Here is a 15194-nt window from a genome sequence, read left to right as displayed (position 1 = left end):
TATTTGTCCCTCATTCTAAACAAGAACGGTGAAAATACGGTGAAAAATAAAAAGCGCAAGATGACTTTTCTTACACTTTTTTCCACAAATAAATTTGTTATTACCCTTCCGCTACATTCAAAGTCCGTTTCTTTCGACTTCTTCTTTGTGCCAGCAACAGCTTTACAGATAAATAAATACCCGATAACGTTAAGAAAATCATACTAATAGCAGCAATATCAATCGCCCATGTAATATCTATTGTTCCTAACCGTCCTTCATGGAGCCCACGGATGATGCCGACTAATGAATTACTTCCCTCTTCTCCATGAAATCCTTCTCTCGGTCCGAATCTTCCTTGCTCTAAACCAATGCCTGATGAACCGTTTTGTTGTGCCATAGTACCTGCTGAAGCTGAACCTTCTTGAGTGGTGCTTGGCGAAGAGTGCCCTTGTTGAGTACTGCTTGCTGGAAGTTGACCTTGCTCCATATTTTGCATAAACGCCGACCTCTCCCTCGACTGCTGTCCGATCAGCCATGGCTCTGTCAACAGTAACCCGGTAACAGCTTGTATCAACAACAAAATAGATGTAATTAATCCAATCCATAAATGCGCTTGTCTCATCTTTTTCATATTCGTTCCTCCTTGTCCGATCTCAGGTAGGATTATAAAGAAAAAAAGTGAAAATATGGTGAAAAATAAAAAAAGCGTAAAAGGCTTATATCACAGGTATTGGCTCAACTCCGTACTTGTCGATCGACTTTTGACATATTCAAACGTTTCTTTGTTATACAATATTCCATATGATTTTCGAAATCATGAACACGTTGTCTTGCCTATAGGCCGAAAAAAACCGATGCTTCATCTCCAGTTTCAATGAGGACAGGCATCGATGTCGTGAACTTCGGCAATTTCTTTTTGTACTTTATCATAGACCTAGAAACGGTAAGTCTGAGGCTCATTTCGAGCGTTTCGCTTCTTTTCTTTAATTCCTCCAATTTGTTTATTGTCAATACAGAGAATAATTTCGTTGACAGATTTCTCTCTATCGATTAATCTTTCCGTTGGTGTACCTTGTTCTAAATGCGGAGCGATTAAAAGATAGGCTTGCATGAGTTAACATTAGATCAAATGCTTGTGGCTATAATCCAGGCGGTGACATTCCCTTTTTCAAGAAGCTATTGCAAAAATAACGTACATCAAATTCTCAGAAGTAAACTAGCGCTTTTAAAAACCTCCTCCTGTCATCACTGTGACAGGAGGAGGTTTCATTGTAATTCTAATTGTCCTTTATGATCGTGAAGGACAAGCTTATTCTAGGCTTTGATTTAGTTTGAAAATACGAATAATGGTTCGATGTTGTACCAATTTGATGTAAGAGCCATAGAGCATCGGTTCCATACGGAACACTTATGGCGGAATTTCCTTTCTTTTAAACTTCTTTTTTCATAATTACTGTTTTTACTGGAAAACCGTTAAGATTTATCACTTCTTCTTCTTTATAAACCGTGTATCCAACTGATTGATACAACTGTATATTTTGCGGAAGGGACATGCGAACTCTGCACCACACTTCTGATTTTCCATGCTTTTGTGCGTAGTTCTCAAGCCATTTTAGCATCGTTTTCGCGATCCCTTTCCCTCTTGCCTGGGGGCAAACAGATAGACGAGAAAAATAAAGCGTATTTTCGTCAGTTTTAAATCTGACAGAACCGAGTGCAAGACCATCAACAAAACAAAGTAAGGCTTTTTCGGAGCCGTTTTTGATTGCCTCTTGTATCGAGTATACCGTTTCATTAAGTGCACTTGAAGGAACATCAATGTTTCTATATTCCTCAAAAGCTGATATCATAACTTGATGAACTAAGTAAGCATCCTCCGGATTTGACAGCCGAATGACAAAATTCATCTAACTTCCTCTCCTAAAACTCTCCTTTAAAGTTTTTCATTCTAATATAAGCCCAATTTGATTTCTCAACATGTGTAAAGATGCAAGCCTTCTGTCTATACTGCGCCTAACAAAAAGACGAGGAGCGGATGAATGTGAGAAAAGCTCTGCAAATTACGATCACCATGGATGGGCGATAGAACAGCCTTCAAGCTTTCAAACGTACCCAAAGACGTGATGTCCATTTCTGAAGATGAGAGTCATATCAGGATGGTCAAGCTCTTCATGCCACATGGAACTCAAATCAATCCCCACCCTTGCCACCTTTAACGCTATGAATGGAGGACTTTTGTGCATGCAACTATTTTTAGAGTATATTATGTTTCAATATTCTGACAAGAATCTTGTCAGGGTTTTTAACAACACAAAAATTCCCCCTGCCCTGACTATGTAATAATATTTCTGGCTTTTTCGCGAAATATAACAAAAATAATAAAAAACAGCATTCAGATTTTATAGCAGAAAGTGTATTTACATGGTTAAAGGTATTAGTTTCTTGTCACACTATCTGGTAGGTTGATTGAATAGGAAAGAACTTTTATAAAAACTATTTGACCATGACATTACGTCATCCTTTATCCTTTAGATAGAAAGGAGGGAACAGCTTGGATCGAAATTTTTACCGTATTACCGAGTTTGCTCGAAAGGCTTCTGTTTCAGTGAGAACGCTGCGCTATTACGATAAATTAGGGTTGTTAGTCCCTAAGTATAATCAATCAGGTTATCGACTTTATACAGATGAAGATCTGATTCAACTTCAATATATTCTATCTCTAAAGTTTCTGGGGTTTTCTCTAAAAGAAATTAAAGATTTTCTTAAAGCTGATGCTAAACATTTGCAAAAAAGATTAACACAGCAGAAAGCAATGATGAAAGGGAAGATTGCTCAAATCGAAAAAATAATTGAAGCAATTGAAAACGTAGAAAATGCTTTAATGTCAAATAAAATGGATTACGACTCCATTATAAATACGATCCAAGTGATACAAATGAAACCTGAATGGGTCAACCAATATCTCACTACTGAAGAACGAAAGACAATGAGAAAATTGGTAAAACAATCATATTCGAAAGAAGCGTTACAAAAATTAGCTGCTAAAGGTTGGACAGAAGAGGACCACAAACAACATATAAATCAATATCAATTATTTAGAGAATCATTGACAAAACTTGTTAAAGAAGGTGCCAGTCCTGATAGTCCAGAAGCGCAGGAACTTGCAAAATTTTTAATGGAGATGATTCATCGTCGCTCACAAGACGACCCAGATATTAAGGAAGGGATGAAAAAGACTTGGGAAAATTTTAACTCCTTACCAGATCGAGAGAAACCTAAGATTTATACAATTCCAGCTAATGAAAGAGAGTTTATAAAGGAGGCTTGCATCATATATCACAAGAATAAAATTGGATAAACAAATCTTGAATAACGAAATTATCAAGACTTTTTATTCAACTGACGAAAAGCGACAGTCCAAGAAAAATTAAATGGTGGAATTTTGTCCAATATAAAGCCTGTTCCATCATTTCATCCGAATATCCAAATAAAAAACGGATATTTCAGAAGCATTCCTAAACGAGCCCTCACTTTTTTAATAGGAAGTTGATGATTTAGGAGTTTATAGTAACACTTTTGATGGATGATGGTATTGATAACTTTACAACGACCTCTGAACAAGCGAAGCAACACAGCCGATTAACAATTTCGAGCATGGACTGACCTCCTCGTTATTTTTTATACACCTAAAAACTTCAAATCCCCTCCAACACATATTAAAAAACCCCTCTCGAATGGGAAGGGGTTCTCTTACATTATTCTGCATCATACGGGCGATATTTTTCCATGATTCTCTTAACTCCGCTTGCAGTTGTTCAACGTCTTTTATTTATTTTAGCTTAATTTTTGTACATTCCAGCGTTGGCTTGTTCAAATTGCAATCTATATGACAAAGATGAAGAGTTTTTATTGAATAAAGTTCCGAAAACAGGGGGAGCAATAATCGTGATAAAAAGTGCGATCATAAAAATAGCAAGTGAAAAAGGATTTATCTGCTTTCCAACTTCATCTTTGTATTTTTTCTCAAAATTTTTTATTTGAGCATTCTTTGTAACTGAATCGATAAGCTTCTGATCATCTAAGTCATAATAGTATATCTGTTTTACATCAAAATAGAAAATGCTGTCTCTAACTTCTTTTCCTTCTGCCAATACTACCTTAATGTTTTTTGTTTGTTTTGTATCTCCTTCAGTGATTTCGGCAGAAGTTGTTATACTATCGAGTATTTCAGCGGAATTATCTTTATAATAGGTAAGATTTTTTTTGAATTCTTTATTAACTGCTTCTGTAATATCTTGATTCCCCTTTGCCAATGCTGTGAAAGGAGCAGCCCAAAGTAGAGATAAAATTAAAAAGAAAATGATTCTTTTCATTTTATCACCTCTTTTGAATATTTTTATAAATTATATCATATTTTCCATCTTGATAAACTCCTTATATATTTTTTGTTGAGGTTCTAATTCATCCCTTTTTCCGCATGTTTTTTCTATTTTGTCACCATGCTAAAGCAGAACGGTTGCCCTGCTTTTTTTGACCATTCTTAAACCCTCAATTTTTAGGTGAAGTGACTCTTAAATAGTAACCATCTGGTCGGTTAAACGAAAATCTGTCATTCCCATTCTTGTTGTTTTAGTTCTGATTCCACTTCAATTTGCATTTCGCATGTACGTTGATAATAACTTTGAACATCTGGAACTACTAATATTATTTCAACTCCCCTTCCTTTGCGAGATGTTTTAATTTCACTAAAATAGTAGTTACTCAAAATCACATCTTCCTGGGTTAAAAGTAAGTTAAGATTTTCCGCTTTAAACATAGCACTGTTTTCATTTTGAGAAGATAATGACGTTCTTGTAAAAATCAACAGATCTTTGCAAATCTTTCACGAACAATTCTAAGCGTATATTCACCGTCATTTCCACAACCTCCAAACAAACATTATTGTCACTATAACGCAACCGATCGACCATTTCGCATAAGGAATCCATCACCTTCTCACTATTTCTGTCCCGCATGAATAAAAAAAGCCCTGTCCAAATGGCTAACGGGTTCTGTTTTGGGGTGCAAAACAGGCATTTGACACACAAAATGACGTGCGGATTGGCAATTGATTCGGCATGCCATTTGTTTTGTCCTTACAAGGCTTTTCAAATAAAGTCATTCACTTTAGCAGGAGGAAGTTTGAACGATCTCGAAGATGAAAGATAAAAAGAATTTATGAAGAGTGTCAATTGCATGCCAATTCAAGTGTCATTTCTAATGCCAATTTCTATGAGACGAGATACTCCATCCATCACAGGATTCCTGTGGTGCTTATATGAAAAGAAGGGATGAAGAAAGGTGAATTTGGTGGGACACAAAATCTATTTGCGATTTTTAAAGGATACAGATGTGGGTCCGTTGGCAGAGATGCACCGTAGAAACCGGGAATTTTGGCAACGGTATACGCCAGATAGGACCGAGGAGTTCTATACAGAGGAATATCAGTTAAATCGAATCCAAACCAGCTTGGCGAAGATGAAAAGAGACGAGCAATACACGTTCGGCATTTTCCTCATCGGTACTGATGAACTGATTGGCATCATTGAGTTGACTGAAGTGGTCCGTGGTCCTTTACAGACATGTTGGCTAGGCTATTATGTAGATCGCTCGCACAACGGACATGGCTATACTACTGAAGCTGTGCGTCTGGTCGTTGACTATGCCTTTGAGGTTCTCAAGTTACACAGAATTGAAGCAGGGGTCATGCCACATAACATCGGGTCGATTCGAGTTTTGGAGAAGGCAGGATTCCATAAGGAGGGGCTTTCCAAGAAGAACGTGAAGATTAACGGAAGGTGGGAAGATCATTTACACTTCGCTATCGTGAATCCAAATGATTCAGAATGACCAGAACGCCCCAATTTTCCTATTCTTTGTTACAAAAATGGCTGACCCCAAATGAAGTGACCCCTGTCAAGTAGACAGGGGTCACTTCAAACGCAGGGTTCCAGCTTGCCGACAAAATTGACAAGCTGGAAAGAAACTATGATGAGGTTGATTAAATCATCCATTGATCATTTATTCATTTGGCGAATCGAGGACAGAGAATTCAAATGATGAATCAAAGACTTTTAGTTTTCTTTTTAGAAAACGCGCCGTCTTCCGAATCTTAAAAGAAACAGAGAAGCGATTAAGAAAAATGGGATAAATCTTCTTCCAAAGCCGGTACGAAGAAACATTCCTCCTGGTGGTGGGTCTCCGTCTATCACTCCTCTATGAACCCTTCCATAGCGATCTATCACCTCAACAGGCTCTCCCTGATATCTTCGGACTAAATGTTCCACTTTATTCCTCCTTTCTGACATAGAAGACTTTGGACAGGAGGTACATGAACGAGTCTTATCCATTTTTGTGAATAAAGGTACCTTATAGGAGCCGCAGAATACAGTGATTTTACGTTAGTCGGTATACTAGATGATAGACTTACTGCTCATAAATGTTTGTCCAAGTAAATGTTTCGAAAAAGGACAGATCATTAAAAATCTGTCCTTTTTCTTTTCAATAAGCAAAACCAACTATTTCTGTTAAATCTAAGAGAGTATTTTAATGTCACCTTGCGGAGAATTAATAACCGCCTAGACCTGAACAAGAACATCCTACAATGATAAGTAAGACGAATAAGACAACAACTAAGGCAAAAGCGCCGCGAATTCCATCACTCATATATAACACCTCCCATCGAGTATAGGGGGAATGGCTAATTGCTATCCCTACTTTTAAAGTATGTTCTTAAGACAGAGGTGGATTGGATCAACTCATCAACTGATAAGAAAATTCCACGTTTATCTAATAGAATACTATTTAATTATGTTTCTAATAATCCATTTATGTATAGTGGGATATTACCACTAAAAGAGCTCAGATCTAGTTCTGATCTAATCCCAGCTTGCCGCTGCCAAACGTTATAGTTCAGTTTGATTTTGTGTCCGACACAAATTAGATTGGGATTTTTGATATTGTTGAACTTTTGTAACGCTGTAGTGGGGATTTGATTGTATGCCTTAGTTGTGTCTACTTGCTTTAATATCTCTTGAACATGCTTTTAAAGTCTTCGAACGCTTTAGAATCTTTTAACCCAAGGTGCCGGGCAATGTTTATGCGCGATGCGGTAGTGTCTAACAATCTCTTTAATCAGTCCCAGCTTAAACTCTTGCAAAATTCCACAAACACATCCTCTGTCCGAGCAATTGCATCTGGATGGAAAGTGCCATCCTTTTCAACACATATTTCCACTCCAAGAGAAAAAAATTGACGTTCGTCACCAACTCTAGAACACCGCGATAGTGCACCATTGACTCGGTAAGCCACTTCATCAAGAGGAATAATGTTAACGGAAATGTGAGTAAAAGCGCAACCGTTAGCTTCTATAATCGTCTTATCGCGGTCCAATGCAGAATTAGCTCTTTTAATGTTAAACCTGAGCGAGAATACTCTTTTTATGAATGAATTTTTCTGTCCATACTGCCCTTACTTATTCTTTCCTTTTCTAAATAATAGGCCCTGTTAATTTTCAGTGTTGATTGGTTGAATAAGGAGATGTCATGTTTCAGCCATTTTCCTCATCTGTTAATAAAAAAGCGTATCGAACCTCTTTAGGGTCCAAACGCTCTTTTTATGATGATTGATATGATGATTAATCGATAAATGAATGTTCTCGTAATAAAAGGCTCTCTACATAGGAGGAGGACATGGTGGTATACAAACTTCCGGTTCTAATAACTTAGGTCTATAGACTTTCGTAACTCTAAAGATCCTTTCTATTTGTCCTAGTGTAAATGTATCTTTACAATCGGTATAATTCATGTAGTTATTAATAGGAGCTCTTTTTTCTCCGGGACAAGCATTGTGTATTCCTTCTGGAGGACATCCCCTAATTTCATCACTATGAGCTTCTGTATCGTCAACATAATCACCAGGAAGATTACATCCATTTTCAAATGTATGAACAAGACCAAACCAATGACCTACTTCATGAATGATCCAATGATATGATTCTTCATTTTCAATATTTCTATAATCGACTACCACGCCATCCATTACTGGATCATCCTCTAATTCCCATGGAAAAGAAGACCAGTTTCTATATTTAGCACCATCAAAGGTATCTGCAGAGTAAATATGCAAATAAACATTAGGGTCTCGTTGTGTCTTTGTTTTAATATATCTTTCCTCTTCACTGTCCTTCAATAATCTAAAATAATCCGGACAATATAGTCCTTGGTCGTTCAAATCAATATGATTAAATACAAAACGAGAAGAGAAGGCTTTGACCAAAGCATTTACTACTTTTCTTCTTTTGTCAGAAGATATGATTCCATTCATCCCATCGTGCACAAAAACGAAACGAACATACAATCTAATTGGACTATTCATAGAAAAATTTGTATATAACTGAAAGTGTTGTGATATACGCTCTTCAACAATCTTCATTTTTTCCTCATTAATTGTGGTTAAACATTCAAACATGATAGATGGTCCCTCCGTATTTTATAGAACTTTTATTGTTTTTTATTATGAGTAACGATGAAATATTTATAAGATCTTTGATTTCTATTTGTTAAAAAATTAGTGCCAATTATACATAAGTATGCATGAACTGAATCAATATAAAGCCAATGAGACTGAAATGAAATTGATTGTGGAAAATCAGTATGAGGATACAGACTTTGTTTTTGCACGCGAAACAGGAAAATCGATTTTTCCGTGCACCCTAACACATGTATCTAACCGGGCAAACAAAGCAGCCGGAGTTAAGAAAGTACGTTTTCATGATTTAAGAAATACTCATGCTACCTTGCTTCTCGAGGTAGGCGCTGACTTAAAAAAATGCACATGTCTTCATCAAAACAACTGGTGACGTGTACGCCCACGCAACGAAAGAAATCGAAGAAGAACCGTACATACATTCGATAATTTTATACAAAAAAGGCTAGGTAGCACAAATGTGGTCAAATACTACCTAACCTCTTTAAAAATCCTTTTATTTCAATGTTAATTGAGCCACACATTCCACATGTGTTGAGTTAATAGTACGTATAGAATTGACATTAATTCAAGATGGTGTTGCAAAACTAGAGTAAAAACTCGAAGTTATGCATAAGGATGCAACATAACACATGCAGTAAATATCGATGAAATCCATACCATCGGGGTTGCTCCACCCCATCACTCTTTAGCTCGTTAAATACCCGTTCAATCTCGCGGAGAAGCCCAAACAGCCATTGGCCAAATCTCGTTTTCAACAAGACAGGAAGAACCCGGCCATAGGCATCTTTTCGTTCCTTGCTATTGCGGCGGTTGATGGGGGAAATGAATAAGATTCCTGCTTGCTCAGCAGTTTGTCGAACCTTTTCGCTGTCATACGCGGCATCCCCTAACACGAACTCAATATCCCATTGCCCCAAAGAAGCAAGCAATTCTGGTGCCACTGCCGCATCATTCCGGTTCGCTGTGGTCAACACGTGAGATAAGATGATTCCCTCGGTAGTGGTACAGAGATGGAGTTTATATCCTTTAAACCAGTGATATCGGGTGGACACTCCCCACTTTGCCTGTGAATCGTAAAGACTGCTTCGAAGGGCCGTGCTGTCGATCAGCACGATTTTGGGATACCGTACTTCTAGATCTTTGAGCAGCTGTGCGTGAAAAACAGGAAATCCCTGTTCCCGAAACCACTTTGCCGCACGGGAAAACGTAGAAAGATGAGGAACTTCACTAAGCCCGCAAGCCCGCTGAAAACAGCGAAAACGCTGCAGAATGCGTACTAATTTTCGCAAGGAATCAATGGAAAAATAGGTTTTCAAAAAGAAACATTTCAATAAAGATTTTTTCGACACCGGCGGTCTTCCTGTCACATACGGTGTCTCCGGCAACGACAGCGAGTCGATATATCGAAATAAGGATGCTAAAAGTGGATCGATTTCATAAGACCATGCATGTTCTTTGTTTAAATTGGAAATCATGATAGTGTCCACCCCTTGGTAGTTGGTTTTGGTCACTGTATATGATTTCCAAGGTGGTGGATTTTTTATGTGCATTTATGCATCCATTATGCGTTTTGCAACACGTTCATTCAAATAAAAATGAAGGGAAAAAGCACCCTTTGGTATCATCCCCTACGGGTAGACAGAAAAAAGAGGGCATTTGATATGATGTTCTTAGGAGTTTTCCTGAGAGGGGTTATGTACACCCTGCATCACTTTTCTAGTATTAACTGTTCTTAATTACATTTTAGTTTAGATTTCCTGATGATCTGGTTAATGACTTCAGAAAATACAAGTCCCATGACGATCGAACCGGAAATCATCGTTGCTTTTGCAACTAGATTGATAGCAGAATTATAATCATTTTGAACAAAATTTCTCATCGCATCATATGCCAATCCACCTGGTACAAGTGGAATAATTCCCGCTACACTGAAAATAATGATAGGGGTCTTGTACATTTTCGCGAAAACTTGACTAATTACCGAAATGAAGCATGAAGCGGCTAAAGTTGCTGCCACTGGCTCGAAACCATTAGTTTCCATTATGAAATAAATAATCCATCCGCTCATACCGACCAGACCGCATTTTACTAGAGTTTGTTTCGGGGCATTAAAGATAATGCCAAAGCCCGCAGAAGCAATAAAACTGGTAACCAGTTGTTCGATAATAACCATATTGCTTCCTCCCCATTCCTACATAAATGATAAAATCCCTGCTATTCCTGACCCAATTGCCAAAGCAGTTAAAAACGCTTCGGCTCCTTTTGACAAGCCGGAAACTAAGTGACCTACCATTAAATCTCTGACAGCATTCGTAATCAAAAGCCCTGGTACAAGAGGCATAACCGAACCGATAATAATTTTATCGAGCTGATAACCAAATCCTATTTTTACAAACAGAACAGACAGAAAGCCGATGATAAATGCTGCGAGAAATTCAGCCAGAAATTTTATCGGCACAAGCCGATGAAAATAGGTGACGCATACTAAGCCGACACCGCCGGCAATCATTGCCGGGATAAAGTCCCGCCATTCTCCTTTAAACATAATTAAAAAACAGCCACTTGCAATCGAAGCAGCGGTTATTTGCAGCCAAAAAGGATATTGAAGGCTGGCTGATTCAATCTCCTTCAAAGATTGATATGCCTCATCGAGTGATAAATCCCCGCTGCTAATTTTTCTCGATATACTATTGACCTCTGCTATTTTTTCAAGGTCAGTCGTTCTTTCTGTAACCCGAATGAGTTTTGTTTTTGTCAGTTCTCCTTCAATTGAAAAAATAATCCCCGTCGGTGTTACGTAACTGTGGGATTCTCGAATGCCAAAAGAGGCAGCAATCCTCATCATTGTATCTTCAACCCGGTACGTTTCAGCCCCGCTCTCAAGCATAATTTTCCCAGCCATCAGACATAGCTCCATTACTTTATCTGTATAACTCGTTTGATTTTCCATTCTAATCGCTCCAACTACGTAAACCTTCATGCATACAGTTTAATGAAATTTGCCAGTGTTAGCAATTTAAATATGATGTTTCATAGTTTTTAAAACATTTTCACAACGAAAAAAATCGGCCTCATGGACCGATTTTTTTCGTTACATCTCGTTATATTTGAAGAACTCCTTTTGCGGAAATGGTAATCCACTCGTATTGGCGGAGTTTTACTTCAAACAATGTTAGCGGATCGCGGTACGTTTCCGGATTTGATCTCATTTTCTCCAGCTCTTCTTCTTTGTCATTGATTTCCTTTTTCGTTTCTTCTACCATTTGATTCAATACGTCAAACGGGTTTCGGAAAAAGATCGAAATATCTCGTTCCAGTGATTTCGCAAACAATTCGAATTGCAGAAGCAACTTGTTCGTAATTGATTCGGTAACGTCTAAATAATCCTCATTTTCGACAAACTGCTTGTATTTGTTATATAATATCGCATTGTTTTGCTGGAAGGCTCCCAGCAGCCTGCCGGCACTCTTCAATAAAATTTGATACGGTGTGCGGCGGAGGAAAATATTCACCTTCTCAATTTGCACGCCGCTCGTCATCCGGTCTGCATCCCGGCACCAGTCATCAAGCACTTTAAAGTCGCACTTCAGCTTAATCCGCTCTTCCCCATACATCGCATTAAACCCATCGCTCATTTCATCCAGGAAAGATTGACAGTGATCAAGTTCATCATTTGCCGTTACGATCCATTCCTGAAGAGAACGATAAAGCTCAGGCAAGATCTTATCATTTATATAAGCATGTACCCTCCTGTTCATCTCATCATTTAGTTCAAGGTGAATTTTACGAAAATCACTGTCTTCTTGAATCATATCAGAACTTTCTCGTAAAATTTTTGGAATATTTTCCGATAGATCCGATCTGATGTCCTCCAAGACTTTATGGAACGTTCTCGTGATAATTCGCACTTTTTCTTTTTTCAAATCAGTTAATTGATGGATTGCACCACTTAGCTTTGTGACCATTTCTTCATTCCATTTAATCGAATCAGCCAGGCTGTTTTCCATTTCTGACCGTTTATCCAATAAATGCCCAATTAAATTACGAATAAAGATTAATATTTTCTCAATTCGATCATCTTCAGCAATTGGTCGGTTCAAGTTTTTCAAAAACTCTGCTAGATCATTTTGTTGTTTTCTGCTTCTTAATCGGGATGAATAGGCAAGCACCTTAGCCTGCGGCAAATATGCCCGAACTCTCGAACGAGTATCTTCAACAATGCTGGCAGCTTCTTGTTCATCATAAATTTCATCCATTTTATTGAGCAGAAAATGAATTGGAAGATTAGGCGCGTATTCGCGAATCTGCATTAAAATCTCTTGTTCTTTTTCGGTAAAAGGATCGTTCGCATCAAGAACAAATAATAAACTGTCGGCAAAATGCAGATATTTCCACGCTTCACCTTCCATGCCATTACGGTCGCTAAATCCCGGCGTATCCATAAGAACCATCCTGTTTTCCTGCAAAATTGGCGCTGGAAGAGAGAACTCAATAATCGCATTGTCAACAACCTTATTCAGCCGTCTATCTACTGCCTCCTGGAATTCATCGAAACTTGAAAATGTGGTTAATTCTTCATCGGATATCTTTCTAATCTCCGTCTCATCATCCCCCTTAAATACAATAACGGAAGATGTCGGAGCAGCTTGGATATTTTCTCCAAGGATCGAATTGATAAAAGCAGATTTTCCATTTCCGGAAGTTCCAGCTACAAATACATGATGGGTTTCAAAATCAACCAGTTCTCGGATGAGCCATCTGAAGCGGTGCCCTGGATCAACATGCTGCGCTTCTGCCCATTTTACAATGGAATCGAATAGTGTCAAGCTGTATTCCAAACCGTCTATCTCATTGCGGGAATGGAAAATAAGATTTTCAGCATCATTGACAACCTCTGGGCTAATACTGGATGGAAATTTCTCGCTCCATGCCAATACCGCTGCTGAAGCGAATAAAGCATCAGCACGATCGGCTATTTTGATCCAGTTCGTTAAGAGATTCGGAATAATCTCTGCCAATTCTTTCATTAAATACGTTCCATCGATCAATTCAAAATAAGTTTCCTGATAAAGTGAAGACAGTTCTTTCCACGATTGTTCCCGGTTTGCGTCCAGATTTAAGAAAAGTTGATTAAATTCCCGCAGCCATGAAAAATATGAGCTCTCGTTTCTATAGCCATTCCATAGCGCATGGACCATCTGTTCAAATCTTGTCTGATCCACTCCGTATAACACGACTAAGCATTTTGAAAAATAATTCGGTTCAAAGGTGTTTGTTAGTCCTTGGTCTGCATAGGTTTTCAAAATATCAAACCAGTGATGAGACTCTGTCCGGATCGCTTCATTTACGGCCAGTTCAATGGCGCTCTTCCAATCCTTATGTTTTTCGAAAAAGGCACGAGCAATGTCAGTCACATTCGGATAGTCCGGATTAAGGGATACTGCTTTTTTAATCACTTGATCAGCTTTTTCAAGCCTGCCTTGGTCTATGTAAAGCGAAAATAATTGCAGGGCAACTTCTGATTGTAAAACACTGCTTTCCGTATCAATGGATTTATAAATCTCTTCAGCTGTTGATAATTGCCCGATTTCATAATAACAATCCGCTATATTTTTCTTCGCCCACGGTTCTAAATCATTATGAGTGTTTTCCCATTTGAAAATCGCTGCTTCATAATCTTTGTTATGAAAATATACTTCCCCTTGGGCAAAACGGATTGCCGAAATGTCAGCCGTCCCATCTTTATGCCCGGCAAGAAAAGCTTCTCCGAGCACGCGGATAGGATTTTTTTCATCTGCTTCCATAAATGTTTCATAAAATGTTTTTTTGATCAGTTGATTCTCTAACGTCATGTTTATCACCCGACCTATATATTTATCAATATATTTTACTTACCGTATAATATAGTTATTAAAACTTCCCTGTTTCTAACCTTAATATTTTAACAGACTTACTTTTACACAAAGTTTCAAATTGCTTTCATTTATAATACAGTTTTTTATCATCGTGTAAAATTTCAGCTAAATTATGTTATTAATTGGATTGAAATGTAAAAAAGCCGAACAGTCCTCCTGAGACCGTGCAGTTTCAATTCGTACTGGATGCATTTTTCGATTTACCTCATTTGGCTTCGTTTTCATGCAATCATTGCAAATTAACTACGATTCTTCATATACTTCATTTTTACTAATTACTCTGGTGCCGACCTTCTTTCAAGCTTAACCTTAATTTTCCGGCCGTAGAGGATCCGCGGTATTTTCGAATGTATTAAACCGCGAATTCTGTGCTGAGATTTCGTCCCAAAAGCTCGCAGCGGATATTTACTTATGTGCGTGCAGGAGATATGTCCGCTTATTATCTTCGCACAAACCCAAATGCTCATTTCTGTAAACTATGAGACAAGAATGTAGTACAAACAAAATCGAAAGGAATGTATATGGGGATACAGTAGACATGGGAACATAGTCACCATGCTATCAAAGAAAGCAGCCTTACATCACTTATCCTTTCCGACCTAAAAAATACGCAAATGAAATAATAAAAGAATTAGAAAACAAACGGTGAAAAACTGAGAAAGCTACAAACAAAAAACTGGCATTGAAAGGGAAATGAAGCAGTTAGTTGAAATTTCTAAACTTATTAGCAACTGAGGTCTTACTTAAAGCTGATTATCAATCATGCAA

At 37.9% G+C, this 15194-nt stretch carries 14 protein-coding genes and 1 pseudogene; 4 read left to right on the top strand and 11 right to left on the bottom strand.

What is annotated here, in order from left to right:
- Positions 1-100: 100 nt before the first annotated feature.
- From ISX45_RS17775 to ISX45_RS17765, 3 genes are all read right to left on the bottom strand, one after another.
- The gene (locus ISX45_RS17775; protein ID WP_194519546.1) at positions 101-613 is read right to left on the bottom strand and encodes a PepSY-associated TM helix domain-containing protein; all 513 of its coding nucleotides are present in this window, start codon (positions 611-613) and stop codon (positions 101-103) included.
- A gap of 303 nt (positions 614-916) precedes the next feature.
- Entirely contained in the window at positions 917-1093 is a 177-nt protein-coding gene (locus tag ISX45_RS17770; protein ID WP_194519545.1) for a hypothetical protein, read from the bottom strand.
- A 319-nt stretch (positions 1094-1412) separates the two neighbouring features.
- Positions 1413-1889, bottom strand: coding sequence for a GNAT family N-acetyltransferase (locus ISX45_RS17765; RefSeq protein ID WP_181557340.1), 477 nt, complete (start codon positions 1887-1889; stop codon positions 1413-1415).
- A 644-nt stretch (positions 1890-2533) separates the two neighbouring features.
- Between ISX45_RS17765 and ISX45_RS17760 the strand changes: the two genes are divergently transcribed.
- Positions 2534-3340: a MerR family transcriptional regulator gene (locus ISX45_RS17760; RefSeq protein ID WP_194519544.1), complete on the top strand. Its 807-nt coding sequence runs from the start codon at positions 2534-2536 to the stop codon at positions 3338-3340.
- A 481-nt stretch (positions 3341-3821) separates the two neighbouring features.
- Here the strand turns inward: ISX45_RS17760 and ISX45_RS17755 are convergent, their stop codons facing one another.
- Both ISX45_RS17755 and ISX45_RS17750 read right to left on the bottom strand, forming a co-directional pair.
- Positions 3822-4355, bottom strand: coding sequence for a hypothetical protein (locus ISX45_RS17755; RefSeq protein WP_194519543.1), 534 nt, complete (start codon positions 4353-4355; stop codon positions 3822-3824).
- Positions 4356-4591: 236 nt separating this feature from the next.
- Positions 4592-4846 carry a hypothetical protein gene (locus ISX45_RS17750; RefSeq protein ID WP_194519542.1) on the bottom strand — a complete coding sequence of 85 codons (255 nt, stop codon included), beginning with the start codon at positions 4844-4846 and terminating at the stop codon, positions 4592-4594.
- Between the two features lie 476 nt (positions 4847-5322).
- On the opposite strand from ISX45_RS17750, the gene ISX45_RS17745 reads away from it, so the two are divergent.
- Positions 5323-5871, top strand: a complete 549-nt coding sequence (locus tag ISX45_RS17745; protein ID WP_181557343.1) for a GNAT family N-acetyltransferase — start codon at positions 5323-5325, stop codon at positions 5869-5871.
- A 717-nt stretch (positions 5872-6588) separates the two neighbouring features.
- Here ISX45_RS17745 and ISX45_RS17740 read toward each other — a convergent pair.
- Both ISX45_RS17740 and ISX45_RS17735 read right to left on the bottom strand, forming a co-directional pair.
- A complete protein-coding gene (locus tag ISX45_RS17740) occupies positions 6589-6687 on the bottom strand; it encodes a YjcZ family sporulation protein (protein ID WP_181557345.1) in 99 nt (32 codons plus the stop codon).
- Between the two features lie 1008 nt (positions 6688-7695).
- A complete protein-coding gene (locus ISX45_RS17735) occupies positions 7696-8490 on the bottom strand; it encodes a M43 family zinc metalloprotease (protein ID WP_194519541.1) in 795 nt (264 codons plus the stop codon).
- Between the two features lie 121 nt (positions 8491-8611).
- On the opposite strand from ISX45_RS17735, the gene ISX45_RS20370 reads away from it, so the two are divergent.
- A complete protein-coding gene (locus ISX45_RS20370) occupies positions 8612-8881 on the top strand; it encodes a tyrosine-type recombinase/integrase (protein ID WP_407649671.1) in 270 nt (89 codons plus the stop codon).
- Between the two features lie 214 nt (positions 8882-9095).
- On the opposite strand, the gene ISX45_RS17725 is transcribed toward ISX45_RS20370, so the two are convergent.
- The 4 genes from ISX45_RS17725 to ISX45_RS17710 all read right to left on the bottom strand — a co-directional run bounded on the left by ISX45_RS17725 (position 9096) and on the right by ISX45_RS17710 (position 14363).
- Positions 9096-9986 (bottom strand): transposase, encoded by an 891-nt coding sequence (locus ISX45_RS17725; RefSeq protein WP_194519539.1) that lies wholly within the window; start codon positions 9984-9986, stop codon positions 9096-9098.
- 257 nt (positions 9987-10243) lie between these two features.
- Positions 10244-10684 (bottom strand): threonine/serine exporter family protein, encoded by a 441-nt coding sequence (locus ISX45_RS17720; protein ID WP_181557349.1) that lies wholly within the window; start codon positions 10682-10684, stop codon positions 10244-10246.
- An 18-nt stretch (positions 10685-10702) separates the two neighbouring features.
- Positions 10703-11461 (bottom strand): threonine/serine exporter family protein, encoded by a 759-nt coding sequence (locus ISX45_RS17715; protein WP_194519538.1) that lies wholly within the window; start codon positions 11459-11461, stop codon positions 10703-10705.
- A gap of 151 nt (positions 11462-11612) precedes the next feature.
- A complete protein-coding gene (locus ISX45_RS17710) occupies positions 11613-14363 on the bottom strand; it encodes a dynamin family protein (protein WP_194519537.1) in 2751 nt (916 codons plus the stop codon).
- A 376-nt stretch (positions 14364-14739) separates the two neighbouring features.
- On the opposite strand from ISX45_RS17710, the pseudogene ISX45_RS20365 reads away from it, so the two are divergent.
- Positions 14740-14866: pseudogene (locus tag ISX45_RS20365) on the top strand (IS3-like element ISBth8 family transposase); the annotation flags it as partial.
- Between the last annotated feature and the right edge of the window lie 328 nt (positions 14867-15194).

Source organism: Thermaerobacillus caldiproteolyticus, assembly GCF_015326725.1.
Lineage (GTDB): Bacteria > Bacillota > Bacilli > Bacillales > Anoxybacillaceae > Thermaerobacillus > Thermaerobacillus caldiproteolyticus.
This window is presented reverse-complemented; position numbering and strand designations above follow the sequence as displayed.

Excerpts from the sequence above, each read along its gene's own strand:
- ISX45_RS17775 (WP_194519546.1), bottom strand. The coding sequence starts at position 613 with ATGAAAAAGATGAGACAAGCGCATTTATGGATTGGATTAATTACATCT.
- ISX45_RS17770 (WP_194519545.1), bottom strand. The coding sequence starts at position 1,093 with ATGCAAGCCTATCTTTTAATCGCTCCGCATTTAGAACAAGGTACACCA.
- ISX45_RS17765 (WP_181557340.1), bottom strand. The coding sequence starts at position 1,889 with ATGAATTTTGTCATTCGGCTGTCAAATCCGGAGGATGCTTACTTAGTT.
- ISX45_RS17755 (WP_194519543.1), bottom strand. The coding sequence starts at position 4,355 with ATGAAAAGAATCATTTTCTTTTTAATTTTATCTCTACTTTGGGCTGCT.
- ISX45_RS17740 (WP_181557345.1), bottom strand. The coding sequence starts at position 6,687 with ATGAGTGATGGAATTCGCGGCGCTTTTGCCTTAGTTGTTGTCTTATTC.
- ISX45_RS17735 (WP_194519541.1), bottom strand. The coding sequence starts at position 8,490 with ATGTTTGAATGTTTAACCACAATTAATGAGGAAAAAATGAAGATTGTT.
- ISX45_RS20370 (WP_407649671.1), top strand. The coding sequence starts at position 8,612 with ATGCATGAACTGAATCAATATAAAGCCAATGAGACTGAAATGAAATTG.
- ISX45_RS17725 (WP_194519539.1), bottom strand. The coding sequence starts at position 9,986 with ATGATTTCCAATTTAAACAAAGAACATGCATGGTCTTATGAAATCGAT.
- ISX45_RS17720 (WP_181557349.1), bottom strand. The coding sequence starts at position 10,684 with ATGGTTATTATCGAACAACTGGTTACCAGTTTTATTGCTTCTGCGGGC.
- ISX45_RS17715 (WP_194519538.1), bottom strand. The coding sequence starts at position 11,461 with ATGGAAAATCAAACGAGTTATACAGATAAAGTAATGGAGCTATGTCTG.
- ISX45_RS17710 (WP_194519537.1), bottom strand. The coding sequence starts at position 14,363 with ATGACGTTAGAGAATCAACTGATCAAAAAAACATTTTATGAAACATTT.